The 22,220-nt window shown below is 42.9% G+C and carries 16 protein-coding genes and 1 riboswitch; of the genes, 15 read left to right on the forward strand and 1 reads right to left on the reverse strand.

Features of this window, described 5'->3' with window-relative positions:
• The first annotated feature begins 77 nt into the window (after positions 1–77).
• On the forward strand, positions 78–1,367 hold the full coding sequence (locus tag ACN6MV_RS03085) for an MFS transporter (RefSeq protein WP_419885653.1): 1,290 nt from the start codon (positions 78–80) through the stop codon (positions 1,365–1,367).
• On the opposite strand, the gene ACN6MV_RS03090 is transcribed toward ACN6MV_RS03085, so the two are convergent.
• Complete coding sequence (locus tag ACN6MV_RS03090) at positions 1,342–2,010, reverse strand: DedA family protein (RefSeq protein ID WP_076116850.1); 669 nt, start codon at positions 2,008–2,010, stop codon at positions 1,342–1,344. The genes ACN6MV_RS03085 and ACN6MV_RS03090 overlap by 26 nt on opposite strands.
• Before the next feature lie 107 nt (positions 2,011–2,117).
• On the opposite strand from ACN6MV_RS03090, the gene ACN6MV_RS03095 reads away from it, so the two are divergent.
• From ACN6MV_RS03095 to ACN6MV_RS03160, 14 genes are all read left to right on the forward strand, one after another.
• On the forward strand, positions 2,118–3,530 hold the full coding sequence (locus tag ACN6MV_RS03095) for a polysaccharide deacetylase family protein (protein WP_419885654.1): 1,413 nt from the start codon (positions 2,118–2,120) through the stop codon (positions 3,528–3,530).
• 58 nt (positions 3,531–3,588) lie between these two features.
• On the forward strand, positions 3,589–5,019 hold the full coding sequence (locus tag ACN6MV_RS03100) for a DUF58 domain-containing protein (protein ID WP_419885655.1): 1,431 nt from the start codon (positions 3,589–3,591) through the stop codon (positions 5,017–5,019).
• Positions 4,988–7,366, forward strand: a complete 2,379-nt coding sequence (locus ACN6MV_RS03105; RefSeq protein ID WP_419885656.1) for a transglutaminase TgpA family protein — start codon at positions 4,988–4,990, stop codon at positions 7,364–7,366. The genes ACN6MV_RS03100 and ACN6MV_RS03105 overlap by 32 nt, the downstream gene beginning before the upstream one ends.
• 160 nt (positions 7,367–7,526) lie before the next feature.
• On the forward strand, positions 7,527–9,065 hold the full coding sequence (gene guaA, locus ACN6MV_RS03110; protein ID WP_419885657.1) for a glutamine-hydrolyzing GMP synthase: 1,539 nt from the start codon (positions 7,527–7,529) through the stop codon (positions 9,063–9,065).
• A gap of 244 nt (positions 9,066–9,309) precedes the next feature.
• A complete protein-coding gene (gene deoD / locus ACN6MV_RS03115; protein WP_042123989.1) occupies positions 9,310–10,026 on the forward strand; it encodes a purine-nucleoside phosphorylase in 717 nt (238 codons plus the stop codon).
• A gap of 159 nt (positions 10,027–10,185) precedes the next feature.
• Positions 10,186–11,583 carry an MFS transporter gene (locus ACN6MV_RS03120; protein ID WP_419885658.1) on the forward strand — a complete coding sequence of 466 codons (1,398 nt, stop codon included), beginning with the start codon at positions 10,186–10,188 and terminating at the stop codon, positions 11,581–11,583.
• Positions 11,584–11,597: 14 nt separating this feature from the next.
• The gene (gene deoB, locus ACN6MV_RS03125) at positions 11,598–12,776 is read left to right on the forward strand and encodes a phosphopentomutase (RefSeq protein ID WP_419885659.1); all 1,179 of its coding nucleotides are present in this window, start codon (positions 11,598–11,600) and stop codon (positions 12,774–12,776) included.
• A 128-nt stretch (positions 12,777–12,904) separates the two neighbouring features.
• Positions 12,905–13,648 (forward strand): GntR family transcriptional regulator, encoded by a 744-nt coding sequence (locus tag ACN6MV_RS03130; protein WP_419885660.1) that lies wholly within the window; start codon positions 12,905–12,907, stop codon positions 13,646–13,648.
• 282 nt (positions 13,649–13,930) lie between these two features.
• A complete protein-coding gene (locus ACN6MV_RS03135; RefSeq protein ID WP_419886709.1) occupies positions 13,931–14,083 on the forward strand; it encodes a type II CAAX prenyl endopeptidase Rce1 family protein in 153 nt (50 codons plus the stop codon).
• A 166-nt stretch (positions 14,084–14,249) separates the two neighbouring features.
• On the forward strand, positions 14,250–14,714 hold the full coding sequence (locus ACN6MV_RS03140; protein ID WP_042123997.1) for a hypothetical protein: 465 nt from the start codon (positions 14,250–14,252) through the stop codon (positions 14,712–14,714).
• Positions 14,715–14,901: 187 nt separating this feature from the next.
• Positions 14,902–15,001, forward strand: a riboswitch (purine riboswitch).
• A gap of 122 nt (positions 15,002–15,123) precedes the next feature.
• Positions 15,124–16,524 carry an NCS2 family permease gene (locus ACN6MV_RS03145; protein ID WP_042123999.1) on the forward strand — a complete coding sequence of 467 codons (1,401 nt, stop codon included), beginning with the start codon at positions 15,124–15,126 and terminating at the stop codon, positions 16,522–16,524.
• A 156-nt stretch (positions 16,525–16,680) separates the two neighbouring features.
• A complete protein-coding gene (locus tag ACN6MV_RS03150; protein ID WP_042124001.1) occupies positions 16,681–18,270 on the forward strand; it encodes an ArnT family glycosyltransferase in 1,590 nt (529 codons plus the stop codon).
• Positions 18,271–18,318: 48 nt separating this feature from the next.
• Positions 18,319–20,373: a glycosyltransferase 87 family protein gene (locus tag ACN6MV_RS03155; protein WP_419885661.1), complete on the forward strand. Its 2,055-nt coding sequence runs from the start codon at positions 18,319–18,321 to the stop codon at positions 20,371–20,373.
• Positions 20,363–22,141 carry a phospholipid carrier-dependent glycosyltransferase gene (locus ACN6MV_RS03160; protein ID WP_339289098.1) on the forward strand — a complete coding sequence of 593 codons (1,779 nt, stop codon included), beginning with the start codon at positions 20,363–20,365 and terminating at the stop codon, positions 22,139–22,141. Before ACN6MV_RS03155 ends, ACN6MV_RS03160 begins: the two co-directional genes overlap by 11 nt.
• Positions 22,142–22,220: the final 79 nt, after the last annotated feature.

Below are 22,220 nucleotides of genomic sequence, written 5' to 3' on the forward strand. Positions count from 1 at the left end.
TAAAGCATTGTCATAATATAATAATTCGATTATCATCTAATTAGATATTTATTTAAATAGATAAAGTGAGGTTCACAATGATGGGTAACCAATCAGCTATTGCGATTTTCAAAGGTCAAAAGGGATATTCGCGTCTATTCACAGCCGGATTAATCAATGGAATCGGTGATCGTTTTACTAGTGTTGCCGTGCTGGCGTTGGTTCTGCAGTTAACAGGATCAGGGATGGCGGTGGGGATATCGCTAGGTGTGCGGCTGCTTCCTTATTTGTTTCTGGCACCGCTTGGGGGTGTACTTGGCAGTAAATTTCCTCGTCAATACATCATGATCACTACAGACATATTAAGGGTTCCTGTTGCACTAGCTTTTTTGTGGGTGGATGGAGTGGATAAGCTATGGCTGCTATATTCGGCGAATTTTTTACTGGCGGCGGGAGAGGCGATCTACAGTCCTGTTCGTAAATCTACAATCCCTTTGATGGTGACCAAAGATTCTCTGCTGACGGTTAACGGAATGGAGCAGCTTATGAGCGGCTGTGTACTTATTTTGGGTGCATTTAGTGGGGGTGTGGTTTCGATGTGGTTCGGGCCAGAGGCAGCATTCGTGATGAATGCTTTATCTTTTCTGGTCGCAGCGATCTTAATTTACGGCATCCATTTTCCGCAGAATAGTAGTAGGGGAAATGATGATAAGAAAGAGCTGGATTATACTAATGGATTTATAGCTAAAGCGGAGCACTCGCAGAAGATAGGTCGAATGCGTGCGCTCGGGATTGTAATCGGTGGGAGTATCACGTTACAGGTTATTTTCGGGTATGAGTTGCTTGTTCCGATGCTGAATGGCCTAGATAATGTGCTGATTAGTATATATGCAGTTCAGGAATTTCACGCCGGAGATATGGGTGTGGGGGCTTTTTATGTGGCACTAGGTATCGGGCTTAGTCTCAGTTTTTTTGCCGGACGATATGTAAAAAGAGGGCTGCTGATTGTCGCGATTGGCGGGCTCATGATTGAAGGATTACTGCTGATGAGCATCAGTAGTAGCAATCATTTTATGATCGCGTTTATGTTATATATCCTGTTATCTTTTGCCGGAGGGACGGGGAATGCCTGCCTGGATACACTGGTTATGCGAGAAACGCCGTCCACTATGCAGCCATTAATGTTTGGACTGCTGTCAGCAGTAGGAAATACACTGATTGGATTATCTATGCTGCTCGCAGGGTGGTTATTAGAATGGGTAGAACCTCGGACGCTGGGCTTTGCTGGAGGAGCAGGGTTTTCTGGAATTGCTATATTGCTGGCAGGGTACGCATGGATACGCAGTAAAAAGAGCGGTGAATTCACCGCTCCTTGGAAGGTTTTTTAATCTGAGCTTGAATCCTAGTGGCAGCTTTGCTAGGGAAGAGGCGGGCATGAATGCTTTTACGGTAGCGATAAATAATCACAAGAGCTGCTATTATTGCACCACCAGTTATAATCCAAAGCGCATAGGTCTCGAACAAATGGAAGATGCCCATCCACTGTGGACCAAATACCTTTCCGATGCTAAGGAATATCAATACCCAGAATACGGCTCCACTATAAGCATATAGGGCGAATTTACGGAAGGGAAGCGCGATAATACCAGCAAAGTAGCCGGTAAAGTGCCGTACGCCTGGAATAAAATAACCGATAAAAATAAGAAAGCTGCCGTATCTCTCAAACCATTTCTGTGTTTTCTCTAGCTTAGTAGGGGAGAATAGAAACCATTTGCCATATCGCTGGATAAAGGGCATACCGGCTTTTAATCCGACAAAATAGGTAAGGGTCATCCCAACAGTAGTGCCTGCAAAAGCAACGACAATTAGCGTAAAGAAATCAAGCCTTCCGGTATAGGAAAGGAAACCGGCAAACGCCATAGTGGTTTCTCCTGGAAAGGGTAAGGCAACGAATTCGAGAAGTAATCCAAAGAATAATACGCTATATCCATATTTGGTGAATAATTCTTGTATAAAGCTCAGCATTTCCATTAGATTGTCACTCTCCAAGAGGCAGTTGCCTTATTCTATTTTACAGCTTGTCTTCATACAATCTACCAAATGGCTTTTTAGCCAATAGAATGCTGGAGGTAGAGAAGATGAAGGGTAATAAAAGCACACACAGCCGCCGAAAGTTGAAAAGCGGATTGCTCGTTATGGTTGTAATATTCATCGTAATGCTTGGATGGAGCATAGGGAAAAACTTGAATTCATGGGAGATCCGATCCTTGCAGCCCGCTAGCGCAGAGTCTATATCTGTTAAGAATAAGCTTACCGCAGCGGCGATGCAAGAACTGCCCTCGGCAACAGAACCACTCGCTTCTGCATTTCCGAAAGTTGATCCCTCTTCAAGTGCAGCTCTTACTGTGACTCCAAGCCCGCAACCAAGTGGGGTAGTGAAAATAGCCAAAGCTTCAACGACGAATTCTGCAATGACGGCTGTGAAAAAAGCTGAAAAGATGGTCTATATTACATTTGACGACGGACCTAGCGAGAACACCTTCAATGTTCTTGAAATTTTACGACAGGAAGATGTGAAGGCAACCTTTTTCGTGCTTGGTAATCAAGCGAAAAGTCACCCAGAGCTTATCGATTCCATATGGGAACAAGGTCATGCTATTGGCAATCATACCTATAATCATAATTACCATGATTTATATAGTGGATTCACTGAATTTTGGAGTCAAATTAAACAGACTGAACAAATTGTTCAGGGGATTACAGGGGTTCGTCCGCAGCTCATTCGCGCCCCAGGAGGAACCTATGATCATTTTGATCATACCTACTTCAATTTATTGAAGCAAGCAGGTTATAGGGTGATGGATTGGACGGTGGATAGCGGCGATTCTAAACGAAAAGGTGTACCAGCCTCAGAAATTTTGAAGGAATCAACAATGGATATGAAGTCTTCGCAAGTTATTCTGCTGCTGCATGATGGGGGCGGTCACCAAGAGAGCGTCAAGGCGCTGCCTGACATTATTGCACGTTATAAAGCGGCTGGATACGGCTTTGGCCTGTTGGATGATACGGTGGAGCCCGTACAATTCAGAGTCTCTTCAAAGGCCAGTAATTTGGGGAGATCAAAGCCATCAGAAGCTTGGATCGCATCAAACATCACGCCGAATGCAGAGCTGTTTTCACCGGGAAAGCCACTGGTTCTGGAGGTTGGAAAGCTGGAGACGAAGCTGAAACCAGGAGAATATTCCGTGCGAAATGGACAGTATGAGGTTCCGCTTCGTGCTGTAATTGAGCGGCTTGGAGGAAAAGTTACCTGGGATGGGAACAGTCGAAGTGGAGAAATAGATTGGAACGGGAAAGAGATCATTGCCGATGTGAAGAACAAGCAGTTGATTCTAAACCTTCCAGATAACGTACAACAGACCATTAACGCGAGGGTGGAAATGATTGGTGGATCGATCTGGGTATCGCTACGAGACCTGCTGGAGATAGCAGGTCAACCTCCGATTAATATAAGTGTGACTGAATTGGAACGCCGAGTAAAAACACTCTGAAAGAAGCGTGGAGGCTGTCTAGTAAAAAGAAAAAACCAATGTCTGGGCACCCTTTTTCATGGGAAGAATAGATAGTAATAAGTTCCTGATCTGGGAACAAGTCTATGACCAAAGGATGGGTGTTCCATTGTCCTCTTCATCATTAATTGATCAACAGAAGAAAGATGCCGGAAGTGTCAAAAGCTTCTCTTATCCCCGTAGCCGTAGTGCTTTGGTTGAATGGTTAAGGATGCTAACTGTGGCTGGAATTATAGGTGCTTTATATGCTTGGCGCGGAGGATCGTCCTTGCTGTTTCTCCTGATTGTTATTGGAGTTATTATGCTGGGTGGACTTATGCTTCAGCTCTCCGGTCCGCGGGCTATAAAGATAATTCGTACGATTGCTCCTGCAAGGCCGATGGCCGGAAATACACTTCAAGTGAAAGTGGAGCTGAGTTTTTCTTCTCGTTTGCCTCTTCCTTGGATGACTATAGGTGATTATTGGGGCGACAGCCATCATCAAAAGCTGCTATTTCCTGGATTCAGACGTTCTTTTGTATACACATACACCATTGAAAATATATCCCGCGGTAATCATCATTTGCTGGGCTGTAGAATAACTTGGGGGGACTTCCCAGGTTGGTTCACGGGGAGATCTGAACCGGGTGGGGGACAGAGCTTTAAGGTGCTGCCAGCTCCTTTATCCTTTGGTGGAACTGTGCCGGATAGCGGTTTTATGACAGGAGATACCATGTATTCCAGACGTGGAAGAAGCATCAGTGATGAAGCTTTGGAATCAAGAGATTATGAGCCCGGAGATCCGCTTAGCCGAATTCATTGGAAGAATAGCGCACGATTGGGAGCGCTGCAGAGCAAAGTTCCGGAGCGGGAAAAGGCGAAAATGACCTGTATCGTGTTGGCCAATGACCCGCTTAGCTATGAGGTTCCTACTGAGGCTCTTAAACCCCGTGGAAGCCGAGATGAATCGCCTCCGGCATTTGAGAAAGCGGTGTCTACAGCGATGGGGCTGATGCTCTCCGCTGAGCGTTCGGGCGCTTATGTTCAGTTGTTCAGCGGCGGTTGGCCGGAAGGTATGGCTAGGCATGAGGGACTGGGTAAAATCCCAGGGAGAGTGCTGGATGTTCTGACTGAAATTACTTCAGATGGAACTAGAAACCTGTCTAAGTTATTAGAGGATGCTTCCAAAGGTTGGATTCCGGGGATGAGTGTAGCCATCATTACAGGACGATTAGAAGAAGAATCGGCCAAGGTCATTGCCAAGTTCTTGATGCAGGGTGTGAAGGTTGAACTTTATTATGCCTGGGACCAGTCGGCACCGATGAATGGAGAAGCTAAAGGAGTGGAGATTAGACAGTCTGTGAGGGGGACTGTCGGGGATAGTTTGGCTCGTCTCGGAGCACGAATGTTTTGTCTGGATGATGCTTTGCCAGCATTCAGGTTCAGGGAGGTAGAGTTCCATGAATCATCCGGAAAACCAACGCTACGGTAACGGAATACCAGGTGATACGGAACTGTCTATAAATAGCTTTCATTTCAATGTGGGGCAAATGGAGAACAGTTATGCCGGTAAGCAGAGAAAGGTACCTCTGTACTATCGTTTGCTGTTCTCTTTGGCCATTATGGGGCTATTTATTGAATGGTTACTCCCTTTATATAGGTCTGCTTTATTAGAAGATACCTCGAAGATGCTGCAAGTTCTAATGGTATTAGCGGCAGTACTGCTGCTATGGGGAATACTTCAGATTCCTGGGTGGCTACTGCTTAGCATCCAATTTCTTATCATTGCTTCAGCGTGGCTTTACTTATGCAGTGGAGGCGAAGGCATAGGATGGCTAGGGATTTATGCGGACGAAATTCCGAATGATCTCATGCTGCTTCTCTCTGGACATGTCTCTCAGCTAAGTGAAATTAGCAGGCTTTTAATATTGATTGTAGGTTGGGGGCTTTTGGTATCCTCAGTACAGCAGCTTGCACTCTTCCGAGGGAGTACGGCACTATTCACAGCGGTTACAATTATTTACTTGCTGGTCTTGGATATCGGCTTTGATGTGAATACCACGATGGATATTGTGATCTCGATGGGTCTAATTTTTTGGATGCATGCGATGAGTGGTCTGCTGCGTCTTCGAGAGCGTGAGGGGCCAACTTCATTGCCTTATGCACGTTGGGGAGCACTGACTTTAGCGGCAGCAATCGTCGTGATGACAACAGCATGGTTCGGTGGGCAATTATTGGGGGCGAGACCAACCAGCGAGCTTACGCTGCAATCGACATTTCAGAAGCTGCAGAATTGGGCTTCAGGGCATTTGCCAGAGGATAAGGCGTCTAATTCTTCAGGAACCACAGGGTATAGTACGAATGACGGTGAACTCGGGGCCCCGTTATCCCGCAGTACTGAACCTGTCTTTACGGCTATTACTAGCAAGCGTACTTACTGGAGAGGTGAAAGTATTGCTTACTATGATGGTCGCCGATGGATTAGGGGAGGCGAAGAGTTTATGCCGCTTAATCTGTCCGGCATTTCAAAGAAGCATTCATCGGAGCTAAGCATCGAAAAGAGGAAACGAACACTTCAACAGCGGATACAATTTGCCACCCCTTCTTCAGGAGGAATTCCTTTATTCAATGCGGGGATAATAACAGATGTTGAGTCGGTTGGACTCTTGGGCGGCAGTAAACTGGGATATATTCTGTCTAATATGGACAGAGATAGTTTTCGTCTGCCTGATTCGATAGGCTCTGCACGAATCACAGAATATACAGTGGAATCCTTACTTCCTGAGAGTGATCCGGTGCTGCTTCGTAGTTTAAGCAGTGACGATCCACAGGAAATCAAGGGCAAGTATTTGCAATTGCCAGATTTGTTACCCGTACGCGTTAGAGATCTGGCGGAGAAGCTTACAGATTCATCAGGTAACCGCTATGACTCCGTAACGGCCATTAAGGATTACTTACAACATGGATATTCCTATACGTTGAATACAACGGTTCCACCATCCGGATCTGATTTTGTCGATCAATTTTTATTTGAGACGAAACAAGGCTACTGTGCACATTTTGCAACAACAATGACCGTTTTGCTGCGCAGTGCTGGAATTCCTGCTCGTTATGTCCAAGGCTATGGACCAGGTACCTTGCAGGACGACACCATGCCGGCGAAGTATTTGGTCACCCAGGGCGATGCCCATGCTTGGGTGGAGGTCTATTTCGCCGGCGCCGGTTGGGTCCCGTTCGACCCAACGCCTGGCCCTGCACTTGCCGCCGGCTTTGCCGCGCCGGCGCTGCCTGCGGCAGCCTCGCTCGCGCCGCAAGCTGCGCGAAGCACGGGCCTTCCCGCCCTGCCGCTGGCGGGCGGGAACTCTCCAGCGCCGCTCGCTGCTGCGGCGCTGCTTCCCGTCGCCGCCGCTTGGCGCTGGCGGCGTAGCCTGGCTCTGCTGCTGGCCGCGCGCAGCGCCAGCAGCATGAGCCGCGAGAGGCAGCTGCGTGCTGCCTCTCTAGCTTGGCACGGGCTGGCGGAGCGGTTTGGACCGCCGCCGCCCGGTGTTACTGGCAGGGAGTATGTGGACTCCCTGCAGATTTACGATGCCGGACTAAGCGAAGCCGTCCGGCAGTTCGTACGCCAGTGGGAGACCCTGGCGTACGCGCCCGCGCCTTCAGCGTTCGTCGCGGCCTATCCCGCGAACGAAATCTCTACAATCTCTGCAATGTCTCCAATGCCTGCAGTCTCTGTAACTTCTGCGGCTCCAGCATCTTCCGCAGAGAACAGCGGGTGTACTACTCCTGATGCATCCGCATTTATACGGGAATGCCTGATCATCACCTTTCGGTTAACTTAATCGTTCAAAACAGTTGGTGCTGCTATACAATTCCTTCCATGGAAAGGAATGTTCTTCATGAAGTTTAGCTTGCTCCTATTATGAGAAGTGTGTTCTCCTTTCCTTGACGATGAGAATTAACCATGAGTATAATGAATCCAATAATCAAGGGAGGCTCGTAATGAATAAGCCAAATGAAATTATCGTCGTTCTCGATTTCGGGGGACAATACAACCAACTTATCGCGCGCAGAATTCGGGATCTAGGAGTATACAGCGAACTTTTGCCGTACAATACGCCAGTAGACAAGATCAAAGCACTTGCACCTAAAGGGATTGTCTTCTCTGGCGGTCCTAGCAGTGTATATGCTGAAGATGCTCCACGTGTGGACCCAGCAATCTATGATTTAGGAGTACCAATTTTCGGTATTTGCTATGGTATGCAACTAATGGCTCACCAGCTTGACGGTAAAGTGGAACGCTCCGCTAAACGTGAATATGGTAAAGCTGACATTGACTTTGAAGAAGGTACTGCATTAGTGGCTGGGCTAGAGAGCCGCCAAACGGTTTGGATGAGCCATGGTGACCATGTGGTTGAACTTCCAACAGGATTCAAGCTGGATGCAGGAACTGAAAGTGCTCCAATCGCGGCAATGAGTAATGATGAACGTAAATTGTTCGCCGTTCAATTCCATCCAGAAGTTCGCCACTCAGTTCATGGTAATGAGATGATTTCGAACTTCTTGTATCAAATTTGCGGTTGCGACGGCAAATGGACAATGGAATCGTTTATTGACGAAGCCATCCAAGATATCCGTAACCAAGTTGGAGACAAGAAAGTACTCTGCGCACTTAGCGGTGGCGTAGATTCTTCCGTAGTTGCAATGCTTATTCACCGTGCTATCGGTGACCAATTGACTTGTATGTTTATTGATCACGGTCTTTTGCGTAAAGGTGAAGCCGAAAGCGTTATGGAGACCTTCGTAGGCAAATTCGATATTCATGTCGTGAAAATCGATGCACGCGAACGCTTCATGAGCAAGCTTGCAGGTGTTGAAGATCCTGAACAGAAACGTAAAATCATCGGTAATGAGTTTATCTACTGCTTCGACGAAGAGTCTGCTAAGCTCGGAGATTTCGCATTCCTTGCACAAGGTACACTGTATACAGATATCGTTGAGAGCGGAACAGCTACGGCACAAACGATTAAATCCCACCACAATGTGGGCGGTTTGCCGGAAGACATGAAATTCAGCTTGATCGAGCCACTAAATACCTTGTTTAAGGATGAGGTTCGTAAACTAGGTGAAGAACTGGGAATGCCACGTGCTATCGTTTGGCGCCAACCTTTTCCTGGTCCAGGTCTTGCAATCCGTGTCTTGGGTGAAGTAACAGAGGACAAGCTTACTATCGTTCGCGACTCTGACTACATTCTGCAAGAGGAAATTGCTAAAGCGGGATTAGACCGTGAAATTTGGCAATACTTCACTGCCCTGCCTAACATGAAGAGCGTGGGTGTTATGGGGGATGCTCGTACTTATTCCTACACAGTAGGCGTGCGTGCAGTAACTTCCATCGATGGTATGACTGCTGACTGGGCACGTATTCCTTGGGATATTCTTGAGAAAATCTCCGTACGTATCGTCAACGAAGTGGAGAACGTAAACCGCGTAGTGTATGACATTACTTCGAAACCACCTGCAACAATTGAGTGGGAATAGGACCGGTTTAACCATAGATTTCAGAAAAGCTCTCTTTTATTTGCGTTATTTAGCAAATAAAGGAGAGCTTTTTTTGTTTATCAAGTAAAAGTTTGTTCTGGTGGCTCCATTTTTCACAAATCTGTAATGAATACGTTTTATTGAAAGGGCTTGCATCAGTCGAAAAGTTATGATAAATTGAACTTGTCTAAAAAATAGACAAGACAAAAAAACGTATATTTTTCTACTAAAGGAGCAAATGATAATGATGACTACTACCAAAGAGACACCTCATATTAAACCGAACGGAGTAGAGATTGCTGAATCGATTCTGTTACCTGGAGACCCTTTAAGAGCTAAGTTTATTGCAGAAACCTTTTTAGAAGATTACCAGTGCTTTAACGAAGTAAGAGGAATGTTAGGCTATACCGGTACTTACAAAGGCAAGAAGATCTCTGTAATGGGTACGGGGATGGGTCCAGCGAGCATGGGGATTTATTCTTGGGAATTAATTAATGTATTTGGAGTTAAGAATTTAATCAGAATTGGTACCTGTGGTGCAATGCAAGAAAACATTGAGCTATACGATGTTATTTTCGGTATGGGAGCTGCAACGGACTCCAATTACGGCCATCAATTTAATTTACCTGGACAATATCCGCTAACGGCTTCTTTTGAACTCTTGGAGAAAGCTAAGAAAATTGCAGATGATAAAGGCCAAAAAGTTCATATTGGTAATATTTTATCCAGTGAAATATTTTATAATGCGGATCAGACAGCTAATAAAAAGTGGCAAGATGTAGGGATTTTGGGCGTTGAAATGGAATCTGTAGCCCTCTATTGGAACGCTATCCAAGCACGTGTAAATGCGCTATGCATTCTAACAGTGAGTGATCATCTTATTACGGGAGCAAAGACCACTCCGGAGGAACGTCAAACTGCCTTTACTAAAATGATGGAGATCGCATTAGAATTAGCGTAAATGACCTCCTTCTATGTGAAAGTAAAGGACAGAAAAGCTTCCTTCACTCAACCATAGTTGTGAAGTGAAGGAAGCTTTCCATAGCTACGCAGATTGCAACTAATGTAAACGATATCATTCAACCTTTGTTTTTACAGCATGAGATATTGGAGGTATATTATGAATCATTCAGTGGGAAATAAACCGATCGTTAATTTAAGTAAAGTCGTTCCTGTTATATTGCTTTTAATGATTTTTTCAATTGTAATCGATAACTCTTTTAAGATCATCTCTCCAGATTTGGTAGAATATTTTGGGGTTTCAGCAAGTACGGTAAGCTGGCAAGTAACGCTTGCGGGCTTAGTGATTGGAATTGGTGCAGTTGTTTATTCATCTTTATCAGACTCAATCAGTATACGTAATCTATTAACGGTGGGTATTTTATTAATCTGTGTAGGATCTTTACTTGGTTATATTACACATACGAATTATTGGTTAATCGTTTTTTCGAGAATTATCCAAGCTGCCGGTTTAGGGGCAACGGAAACCCTGTATTTAGTATTCATTACTAAGTATGCAACCGAAGCAGAGCAGAAAAAGTATATGGGATTTAGTACAAGTAGCTTTCAGATCGCAACAGTTATTGGAACATTGACGGGTGGGTTTGTTGCTACTTATCTAGCCTGGCAGAACTTGTTTCTAATTCCACTACTAAGTCTGTTGCTGTTACCATTTATTCTTAAATATTTGCCAAAAGAAGAAACTAAGAAAAATAACGTAGATTTTCTAGGGCTCATCATCATCGCAGTGATAGCCACTTCAATCATGCTGTATATGTCTTCTTTCAATTGGATACTCTTTATACTCTTCGTGGTATCGGTCATTGTATTCTTACTCTACATCAGTAAAAATAAGAATGCTTTTATTACGATTGATTTCTTTAAAAACAAACAATTTCTATTTGCGTTAATGGTGGCCTTTATTCTTAACTCTCTATACGCTGCCTATGCACTGAACACATTGTCGTTCTTGTTAACCTCTGTCTATGATATCCATTTAGATACGGTTTCCTTACTGTTCATACCAGCATGTTTACTAGCGGCGGGTGTCGGGGCTTTATCAGGTAAAATAGGGAAATCGTTGAATTCTAAGCAATGTGTTTACTTAGCCATTAGTTTGATTATTGTCAGCTTATTACTAGGTGTCTTCTTTATCGAATTGTCCATTGCTGTATTTGTTGTTTCTCTTATTATATTTTCTTGCAGCTTTGCACTTCTATATGCACCACTTATCGATATTAGTCTTAGAGATGTGCCAACTGAAAAGTCGGGGACTGCACTAGGGTTTTATAATCTATGTATCAATATCGCGATGTCCGTGGGATTCACTTATTCAGCCTTATTAATCGACAAGAAGGATTTGCAATTCGGATTTTTACGTTTTGTAACAGAAGAACCAACAGCATTGAATTATAGTAGTATCGCCGTCATTCTTGCAGCCATTGCAGGAGTAGCAATCATTTTATTTGGGGTTTTATTGGGTCGGAAATCAAAGGGGCATACTCAAATTACTAGATAAGGGATGAGAGTAGAATGAAGAAATTTAAACGTGTACATTTGATCGTCATGGATTCAGTAGGTATTGGAGAAGGAAAAGATGCGGATCAATTTAACGATGCTGGTTCCCATACTCTATTACACATTGCAGAACATATGAATGGATTAGATCTACCTAACCTAGCCAAATTGGGACTGTCCAATATTGAAGAAATCCTGGGTGTTCCGAAAGCAGAGAAACCACTTGCTTATTATACTAAATTACAAGAAAAGTCTGTCGGGAAAGATACAATGACAGGGCATTGGGAGATCATGGGTTTAAATATTGATCAACCCTTTAATGTGTATCCAAATGGATTCCCTGATGAACTGATTAAACAGATCGAGGATATAACTGGTCGAAAAGTAGTAGCGAATAAGCCTGCAAGTGGAACGGCTATTCTTGATGAATATGGCGAGCATCAAATGAAAACAGGGGATCTGATCGTTTATACCTCTGCTGACCCGGTTTTACAAATTGCTGCTCATGAAGAAATCATCCCATTAGAAGAGTTATATGATATCTGTGAAAAGGTTCGGGAAATCACGAAAGACCCTGCCTATTTAATTGGTCGTATTATCGCGAGACCTTATGTAGGTGAGCCTGGGAACTTTACGAGAACCTCCAATCGTCATGACTACGCCTTAAAACCATTTCAGAAAACCGTCATGAATAGCTTGCAAGACGGAGGCTATGATGTCATCGCTATTGGTAAAATCAATGATATTTTCGATGGTGAGGGAGTTACAGAATCCATTCGTACGAAAGATAATATGGATGGTATGGATAAACTGCTTGATGTCATTAAAAAAGATTTTACTGGAATGAGCTTCTTAAATTTAGTTGATTTCGATGCTTTATACGGTCATCGTCGTGACCCAGAAGGGTATGGAAGAGCATTAGAGGAATTCGATAAGCGACTAGATGAAGTACTAGATTCCATCCGTGAAGATGATTTGCTAATTATTACGGCTGATCATGGGAATGATCCAACCTTCCCTGGAACAGACCATACGCGTGAATTTATTCCTGTGCTAGTCTATTCCAAGCAGTTAAGCGACAGCGGTGCGCTGCCTGAGCATGATACATTTGCTGATATTGGTGCGACTATAGCAGATAATTTTGATGTTCATATGCCAGACCACGGTGAGTCTTTCTTGCAATTTCTTAACTAATTGATATCACAGATAAACCTCCAAGAATCTTTTTTGGAGGTTTATACGTTGTTAATGAAGTAGAAGATGGCATTCCTTGTCGCCTGAAAAATGATGTGTCATAATGAGGAGAAAAGGACACCTGATGAATGAATACACAAAAACTAGATAAGTTGAAACGGCCGCTTTATATCAATGTATATGATGAGCTTCTTCTTCAGATTACGAAAGGAGAATACCTCGCAGGCAGCCAGCTTCCTTCAGAACCTGATTTAGCAAGAAAACTAGGGATTAGTCGTGCAACTTTACGACAAGCTTTAGTTCTTTTACAAGATGATGGATTAGTAAGAAATGTACGCGGTAAGGGAAACTTTGTACTTGAATCCTCTTATAAACAAGAGGATATTCAATTAGAGAGACTAAGCAACCCTATGCATAAATGCCATATAAGTATTTTTGACCAAATCGATTTGCATTATCGGATAGACCCGCAAACGGAACATACCAAACATGTATTAAGAAGAGATTCATCTACCGTTGTAGCTTTAGAGCGTTTGTATAGAACGGAAGGCGAATTACTGGCTTATGCATTTACTTTTATACCTATGGAAACGGTAGAAAGTTTATCCTTGGATCTTGATAATAAAGAGAAAATGCTGAACTTTTTAGAGAACCAGGCCTATGTAGATGCTAACCATGGAAATATTGAAATAAAATTTACGCATACCGTTAATTTAGCGGATTCGAAGGAAAAATTAATAGGTCAGAACGAGTGCTTTTTACTACTAGAAACCCTTTACGACAAAACAGAACCAGATTATCCGTTAATGTATAATAAATTTTACATTCCGCAGCAGTTCTCGAATATTAAACTGAATATTACTAAGAGTTAATCAAGAAAAAAGTCGAAATCCTGTATTTCAGGATTTCGACTTTTTACGTAACTAGGCTGCAAAAACCAAATATCAACGAAATAATGATTGTGTAATTAATTCTATTTTTCATAACCTGGGAAAGGCTAGGTTTTTCTAAAAGTGCTCAAAATTCAGGTTGTCGATTGTAAGACCTGCGATAATATAGATTCCATAAATTTTGCTTGATGTGGTTGGTCGAATTGGTGTAGTACATCGATTGATGATTGAGCAAGTTTTGTTCCTTCTTCTTTTAATTGGAACATTGTTCAAGCTGTTATAGGTATCGGTATTGCTCGGATCGTGTTGTTATATCCGTACCTTAAGACTAAAAACATTTGGACATCGTTTATAGTGCATGTAATGAATGACTGGACACTCTTTGGTTTAGCATTTATTAGCTCAATGCATCATTAATTAGGACTAACAAAATCGCTTAAGATAAACCTCATAAATCACCTGCAACTCCTTATAACATAAGGGGATGTAGGTTTTTTTATTTAGAATCATGTGATCGACACTATATAGCTGTTCTAAATGAATGTGATAAAATGGAAAAAATATATTGTAGGGAGAAATTCGTATGGGATTCTCATTTCTCGGCACACTAATCGCATTAATCATACTTGCCCCTAGTTTTCTAATGATTAAGTTTCCGCCTGAAAATGTTCCAGCTGGTGTGCGAGATGCTGGACCAGTCTTTACCATTTTGGAGAGAGTAGGGCAATTGGGTTGTATCAGCATTCTTGTGATCTCAAAGGATAACTTTCAACAGGTAGACTTCGGCATTATAGCAGCTTTAATTGTTATGTTGATCGCTGCTTATTATGGTCTTTGGATTCGATATCTCGTTAAGGGGCGGCAGTTCAAAATATTATGGGACCCTTTAGGATTTATTCCGATCCCGATGGCAGTTCTCCCTGTATGTGCATTTGGATTAGCAGCGATTTGGGGGAGATCCATCTGGCTAAGTGTTGCAGTCGTTTGTTTAGCGATAGGACATTTAGCTAATTCTTGGCATAGTTATAAGCACACTGAAAATCAGTAACTAGAATTATAGGTAAATATAACCATATAAAATGTGATTGGATAGTTAATAAGCTGCACAACTAGAAGGGATTTGAGACTGGATAAAACCTTGGAAATGTATGATTTACGAACAATGGAAAAAATAAAGTCGAAAATGTTCGCTTTTTATCATTGACAACTTATATGATGTCCACCTAAAATGATAGAGCACAACAACATAATTCTTTCGTATATTTCCGGGAATTGGCCTGGAAGTTTCTACGAGGTCACCGTAATGACCTGGCTACGATTAAGAAGAGCAGAGCAATCCGCATCGTCCTGAATTTAGGACTATGGTCACGGGTGCTACTCTTTTTTTCGAGCCGGTGTCTATCAGATACCGGCTTTTTGTTGCTGTCAGACACAACATACCTTAGGGGGAGAACAATTTGAATCGGTTTTTCAAGTTGAAAGAGAACGGCACCACAGTTCGTACAGAAATCATGGCGGGCTTGACCACGTTCATGGCAATGGCTTACATCTTGTCGGTTAATCCGAGTACTTTAACAGCATTTGGCCGTATTGATATGGGCTGGTACTCTGTATTTCTAGCGACGGCGCTGGCAGCAGGTATTTTCACCATCGCAATGGGCGTGTTCATAAACTTTCCAGTGGCATTGGCACCGGGTATGGGACTTAACGCATATTTTGCTTCCGTAATTTTATCATCTGCCACATCAGAGCATCCATTCACTTGGCAAATGGGTCTGACAGCCGTATTTATTTCCGGTTTGATCTTTATCTTGCTAACGGTAACTCGAGTACGGCAGATCTTACTAACAGCAATTCCTGACAGCTTGAAGCACGCAATTACAGTAGGTATCGGGATGTTCATCACGATCCTTGGTCTAAAGAACAGTGGACTGATGACGATTGGTGTTGAAGCGGGTAAAGACATTCCTGCTAACACTTTCACCGACGTTCTTTCCTTTGAAACAATCATTCATATGGGTAGCCTAGAGAATTCCAATGTCCAATTGGTCATTATCGGACTTCTTCTAATCTCCATCTTGATGGTACTGAACGTTAAAGGTGCGATTTTGTTCGGTATCTTGGGAACAACTGTCGCTGGTATGTTGATGGGCGTAGTTGATTTCAGCGCATTGTCCAGTCCGGCAACACCTTGGGTTCCTGACTTCACACAATTGAACTTCTTCCAGTTTGACTGGGATGGTATCCTGCACACAGGTATCGTTTCGGCAATCGCAACTTTCACCTTTGTAGAGTTGTTTGATACATTTGGTACGCTTGTAGGTACGGCTCAACGCGCAGGTATTATGGATAACCCTGAAGAAGGTAATAGACGTGTAGGTAATGCAATGTTTGTTGATGCAGTTGCTGTAGCAGGTGGTGCCGCACTGGGTACTTCTACTACTACTGCATTTGTAGAAAGCGCAGCAGGTGTTGCTGAGGGTGGACGTACAGGTCTGACAGCCGTAACAACGGGTGTATGTTTCTTGCTTGCATTGTTCCTTGCACCAGTAGTTGCTCTTATCCCTGGATCTGCTACAGCTGCAGCACTGATCGTCGTAGGTGTGCTGATGGCACAATCCATCCGTCAAATTGATTTTCAAGATATGGTTGTTGCGATTCCAGCGTTCCTAACGCTTGTTATCATGCCATTCACTTATAATATTGCTAACGGTATTTCCTTTGGTATCGTAACTTATGTAATCCTTGCTTCTGTTGCTAACCTAGCAGGTAAGAAGAAATACGATATTCACTGGATGATGTGGGTGCTTGCGATCCTAATTATTCTCCGTTATGTATTCCTAGGTAGTGAAGGCTAACATATATATAGCATTTCTGATATTCATCTAGAGCTCCTTCATTATTGAAGGGGCTGTTTTTTTATTCTTTAATTGGTTTTTTAACGGAATAGGGTAGTCATTGTTCATGCCTTTTCATCATCTAAGATATAGATTATATTGTTGAAGAGGTGATGCATGTTGGCTAGTAGATTAAATGGAGCATATTTATATATTAAAAAAAATCCATGGCCACTCTTGTTATTCTTATTAGGAGCGGTAATTCGTATTCTTTACATAGGTTCTATACCTCCAGGTTTAAATCAGGATGAGGCTTCAATAGGGTATGACGCTTATTCAATTCTTCATTATGGGATAGACCGGAACGGTGTTCATCTGCCGGTCCATTTGATTGCTTGGGGAAGCGGGCAAAATGCGCTCTACGCCTACTTATCCATGCCTTTTATTTGGTTGTTTGGGTTAACACCTATGTCTGTGAGGGCTGTCAGTCTAATTATGGGACTGCTTGGCATGATTGTGTTCTATCTTGTGGCTAAACAGTTATTTACTTTCAGAGCAGCAGGTAATGCAGCGATGTTCTTTATCGCGATTAATCCATGGCATATTATGATGTCTAGATGGGCTCTAGAGTCCAATTTGTTTCCTACTCTGATCCTGTTTTCCGTTTATTTTTTATTGAAAACACTCAAAAACCCTAGATGGTCCTATGCCTATACTATTCTATTAGCTCTCTCTCTTTATGCTTATGGAACGGCGTATTTTTTTGTTCCTGTGTTTGCTATAGCCACTGCGATTCTTCTATTCTATATAAGAGCCCTGAAACTTCGGGCGATTCTATGGAACGGAATATTGTTTATAATTATAGCTCTGCCTATATTGCTATTTGTGATGATTAATCGCTTGAAGCTGCAGAGTATAGAAACTCCGTTGTTTACGATCCCTAGATTGACTACACCACGTATGGAACAGGTATCATCCGTATTCAGCGGAGACTTATTTCATACCGCAGCAGGTCATTTTCGAGAATTTATTAAGCTTATGATTAGTGGAAATGATGGTCTGCTATGGAATTCGATCTCACCTTACGGATATGCGTATCCCATTGCGCTTCCTTTTGTCCTTATTGGTCTTGTTGTAATGCTAAAAGCACTACCTAAGCGCGAACATGAAGGACGGGGACAGGCTATCATTCTGATCTGGTTATTAGTTTCTGTGCTAATGGCTTGCGTGACGAATGTGAATATTAACCGTATTAACGTTATTTTTTACCCAATCATTTTACTGCTTGTTGCAGGATTTATGTGGGTAAGACAGAAGATTAAAGGGCTTGGGGTTGTTTCTATAGCAGGGTTCTGCTTGTGCTTTGTGTTATTTTGCAGCGCATACTTTAATGATTTTCCGGACAGAGTCGGACCAGCCTTCTATAACTCAATCGGCGAGGCCATAGAGTATGCGTCGGAAGAGAGTGAAGGAAAGGTTTATGTTACAGATAAGGTTAATATGCCCTATATTTATGCACTTTTTTATGAGAAAATCAATCCGAATGATTTCTTGGCAACGGTCAAGTATACTAATCCGGGAGCAGCCTTTCAGAAAGTATATACTTTTGGAAGATATGTGTTCGTGTTAGGGAGTCCGATGATAGTTCCAGGAGAGAATGCTGCTTATATTTATTGGAACGGTGATACTATTCCTGCTCTGAGTGAGAACTACAAGATTAAGAGATTTGCTAATTATACGGTAGTGATCACGGGCGGCGATTTATAGAGCAGTAAAGTCTGGACTAAGAATATAGGACGAGGTGAGGTTGGAACGATGATCAAGAGTACACGTACGGCCGCAATGACTGTATTGATGCTGTTATTGTTTTTGCTTCCTGTAACAAGCATTTATGCAGAGGAGAATCTATTGCAGAACCCTGGATTTGAGGAGGGGGGAGAGGATGCTCCTTCTAACTGGACTAAGGATATGTGGATTTCAGGAGACAACTCCGGCATACTTTCCATCCAATCGGACGAGGTTCATTCCGGTAGTAAAGCAGCGGTCATTGAGAATATCGAACCCAATCATTTGAAATGGGTGCAGACGATTAAAGCAACACCGGATAGTTATTATAAAATCTCTGGATGGATCAAAGTAGTAAGTACCGCAGGCGAGGGAATGGGTGCCAATATACTTGCCGTTGGAGTAGGTGGGGGTTATCCCAGCGTAACGGATACGGCAGGAGAGTGGCAGTATCTTGAATACATAGGTCAGACAGGACCTAAGCAGAAGGAATTCGGCATAGGTGCAAGTTTGGGAGGCTACTCTAGCTTAATTCAAGGTAAGGCTTATTTTGATGATTTGTCTGTAGAGAAATTAGACGCAGCTCCCGAAGGAGCCAACGTCATTTCACTAGATAGTGCAGCTGTTAGCCAGGATGCTGGTGATAAAAAAGCAGACACCCCACATAAAGTATCTCCAACTAAGATGCTGCTGATTTCAGCGCTTTTCAGTGTGTTTTTTGCAGTGCTTTATACCAAGGTATTCCGCAGTGAGAAGCTTATGAAGCAACCTGAGAATGTCTATTCCAAATGGCTGAGCATTGCCATCGGGATTGCCTTTATACTAAGGATTTGGATCGGTCTTACTGCTCAAGGCTACCAGAATGATATGAATACCTTTATAGCTTGGGGCCAGCGTATGGTTGATTTAGGTCCAGGTAAGTTTTATGAAGAAGGGTATTTTGCGGATTATCCACCTGGTTATTTGTACATTTTGTCCCTGCTTAGTCTTATTCGCGGTGTATTTGGCTTTGCGCATGGCTCGGGCGGAGAGAATTTGCTGTTCAAACTACCGGCGATTATTTCTGATTTGGTGCTGGGTTACTTCATATATCAAATGTCTCGCAAAAAACTTGGCACGGGGATCGCTTTTGGCTTAACGCTATTATTCTTATTTAATCCGGCGGTACTTGTTAATTCAGCGGCGTGGGGACAAGCAGATTCGTTCTTTTTGATTTTCCTGTTGCTCAGTATTCATGGGGCTGCGAACAAAAAGTTTGTTCAATCCGCGATTATGTTTGCATTAGCAACTTTAATTAAACCACAAGCGTTAATCTTTACACCGGTATTGATGTTTGCTTTCTATCATCACCGCGCTTGGAAGCAGCTTGGATTTGGAGCTTTGTACGGATTAGGGATATTCGGATTGCTCGCGGCACCATTTTTCTGGAATAACGGTGGTTTAGTTGGCCTTATTAATCTCTATAAGAGTACTTTATCTTCCTATCCTTATTCTTCAGTGAATGCATTTAATTTATATGCACTGACTGACCCCATGTGGTCATCCCTTGACCTAACCTGGCTGGGCATCACTTACCGTGTATGGGGCTTCATATTTATTTTAGTGGCAGTGGCTGTAGCAGCGTTTTTCTCCTTTAAAAAGGATCGCTTAGATCTATCCAAATCCTATTTTATCGGTATGGCGCTCATTGTAGTGGTCTTTGTGCTTGGCACCAAAATGCATGAACGTTATATGTTCCCTGCTGTTATTCTCTGTATGTTCACTTATATAGCAAGTCGGGATCGCCGTTTTCTATCCTTATTCCTTGGATTCAGCTTAACGCAGTATATCAATGTAGCTTATACGTTGACCCATCTAAATGCAGGTGTAAACCCAGGTGCAGATGGAATCGTACTGGTCACGTCTATAGCTAACCTAACCTTACTTCTATACATGCTCTACATCGGTTACGATGTGTATGTTCGCGGGGGAGTACAACCTCTTCCAGCACCACCAACTCTTGAAGAAAAATACGAAGAAGATCTTAAAATCGTCAAGCAAATAAAACCGCAACAGAGAGGAGGGAGATTGAACGATGAAGTTTAAGCGTATAGATTGGATATGTATACTTGCTATTACTGCCGTTTACGCGGCGATTGCTTTATACAATCTTGGATCTACTAAATCTCCGGAAACATTGTGGGAGCCTGCTGCTAGCGGTGAAAGCTTCTATGTAGATCTAGGGCAGAGTAAACAATTAGAACGTGTGAATATATTCGGTGGCGTAGGTACCGGTAAGTTTAAGTTTGAGTTCAGTGAAACTCCTGATGTCTGGAGCAATCCTCTAGATGTAAATGAGGACGTTGGAAATGTCTTCATCTGGAAAAGCCAACCTCTGAACGTTGCAGCAAGATACGTGAAGTTTACCGTCACCTCTCCGGGCTTCACTTTAAATGAAATGGCCTTTTATGAGCAGGGGGGAGAAAGAGTCCCTCTTCCCATTGCCGGTGTAACACCGGATGCTAATGCAGTCGCTAAAAGAGGAGAGCCTGCCAATCTTTTTGATGAGCAGTCAATCATCCCAGAATATTCAAACTTTATGAACAGCACTTATTTTGACGAGATCTACCATGCACGGACAGCTTATGAATATACACATGGGATTGTGCCTTACGAAAACACGCATCCACCACTCGGCAAACTGTTGATCGCAGTAGGGATGGAATTGTTCGGAGTCAATCCATTCGGTTGGCGTATTATTGGAACATTGTTCGGGATTGCCATGCTGCCTCTCATTTATGTGATGGCACTGCGTCTGTTTAAAAAGAGTAAATACGCAGCACTTGCGGCAGGATTGTTCGCACTGGACTTCATGCATTTCACGCAAACAAGAATCTCTACGATCGATGTATACGGAGTATTCTTCATCATGCTGATGTTTTATTTCATGCAGCGGTATTACACTATGAATTTCTTCAGGCAACCTTTAAGAAAAACTTTGATTCCGTTATTCTGGTCAGGTTTATTCTTCGGAATTGGTGTCGCCTCCAAGTGGATTGTACTGTACGGAGGAGCCGGGCTGGCGATTATGCTAGCTATCTCTCTTTTCGAGCGTTACAGAGAATACCAAGCTTCGGGGAGGTTGCTCGCGGAAGGGAAGATCAAAGACAAGGAACTGTTAGGTACCTGTCGTGAAGCTGTAAATTCGTTCTGGAAGAATACCATCATTACTTTAGCTAGTTGTGTTGCGTTCTTTGTAATCATTCCGGTCATTATTTATAGTTTATCTTTTGTTCCGGGTTTATCTGCATCAGCAGAGGGCTTTACTATTAAAGGTTTGATTGATTCTCAAAAGAATATGTACAACTACCACAGTCAGCTTGTAGCTACACATCCTTTTGCATCCTCCTGGTGGCAATGGCCATTTATGAAGAGACCTGTCTGGTTCTTCAGTGGCAGTGAAGGATTGCCGGAAGGTCAGGTCAGCAGTATAGTGACTATGGGGAATCCGCTTATCTGGTGGACGGGTATTTTTGCAATGCTAGCAACGCTGTGGATTACGCTGAAACGCAAAGATAAAAACCTGTATATGATCTGGATCGCCTTTTTCTCACAATATGTTCCGTGGATGCTTGTCCCGAGAGAAACCTTTATCTACCATTATTTTGCTATGGTACCTTTTATGATTCTTGGTATTGTATATATAATGAAGTTACTAGATAGTAAATTTCCTGAGGCTCGTTACGTTCGTTATGCTTATGTGGCTGTTGCGTTACTGCTCTTTGTCGCGTTCTACCCAGTCCTATCAGGGATGCAGGTTAGCGGTGATTACGTGAAGAACATGCTGCGTTGGTTCCCTTCTTGGGTTTTCTAAGCTTTAAAAAAGAATCTATAACAATAAGTTTATGCTTACAGCGTTATTAGGAAGAATAGGAAGATGTAACGCTCCATAA

The organism is Paenibacillus sp. B-A-8 (assembly GCF_048572915.1).
Lineage (GTDB): Bacteria > Bacillota > Bacilli > Paenibacillales > Paenibacillaceae > Paenibacillus_AQ.

What these genes read in the sequence shown, in the direction of transcription:
- ACN6MV_RS03085 (WP_419885653.1), top strand. Translation starts at nt 78, where the DNA reads ATGATGGGTAACCAATCAGCTATTGCGATTTTCAAAGGTCAAAAGGGA.
- ACN6MV_RS03090 (WP_076116850.1), bottom strand. Translation starts at nt 2,010, where the DNA reads ATGGAAATGCTGAGCTTTATACAAGAATTATTCACCAAATATGGATAT.
- ACN6MV_RS03095 (WP_419885654.1), top strand. Translation starts at nt 2,118, where the DNA reads ATGAAGGGTAATAAAAGCACACACAGCCGCCGAAAGTTGAAAAGCGGA.
- ACN6MV_RS03100 (WP_419885655.1), top strand. Translation starts at nt 3,589, where the DNA reads ATGGGAAGAATAGATAGTAATAAGTTCCTGATCTGGGAACAAGTCTAT.
- ACN6MV_RS03105 (WP_419885656.1), top strand. Translation starts at nt 4,988, where the DNA reads ATGAATCATCCGGAAAACCAACGCTACGGTAACGGAATACCAGGTGAT.
- guaA (WP_419885657.1), top strand. Translation starts at nt 7,527, where the DNA reads ATGAATAAGCCAAATGAAATTATCGTCGTTCTCGATTTCGGGGGACAA.
- deoD (WP_042123989.1), top strand. Translation starts at nt 9,310, where the DNA reads ATGATGACTACTACCAAAGAGACACCTCATATTAAACCGAACGGAGTA.
- ACN6MV_RS03120 (WP_419885658.1), top strand. Translation starts at nt 10,186, where the DNA reads ATGAATCATTCAGTGGGAAATAAACCGATCGTTAATTTAAGTAAAGTC.
- deoB (WP_419885659.1), top strand. Translation starts at nt 11,598, where the DNA reads ATGAAGAAATTTAAACGTGTACATTTGATCGTCATGGATTCAGTAGGT.
- ACN6MV_RS03130 (WP_419885660.1), top strand. Translation starts at nt 12,905, where the DNA reads ATGAATACACAAAAACTAGATAAGTTGAAACGGCCGCTTTATATCAAT.
- ACN6MV_RS03140 (WP_042123997.1), top strand. Translation starts at nt 14,250, where the DNA reads ATGGGATTCTCATTTCTCGGCACACTAATCGCATTAATCATACTTGCC.
- ACN6MV_RS03150 (WP_042124001.1), top strand. Translation starts at nt 16,681, where the DNA reads ATGTTGGCTAGTAGATTAAATGGAGCATATTTATATATTAAAAAAAAT.
- ACN6MV_RS03155 (WP_419885661.1), top strand. Translation starts at nt 18,319, where the DNA reads ATGATCAAGAGTACACGTACGGCCGCAATGACTGTATTGATGCTGTTA.
- ACN6MV_RS03160 (WP_339289098.1), top strand. Translation starts at nt 20,363, where the DNA reads ATGAAGTTTAAGCGTATAGATTGGATATGTATACTTGCTATTACTGCC.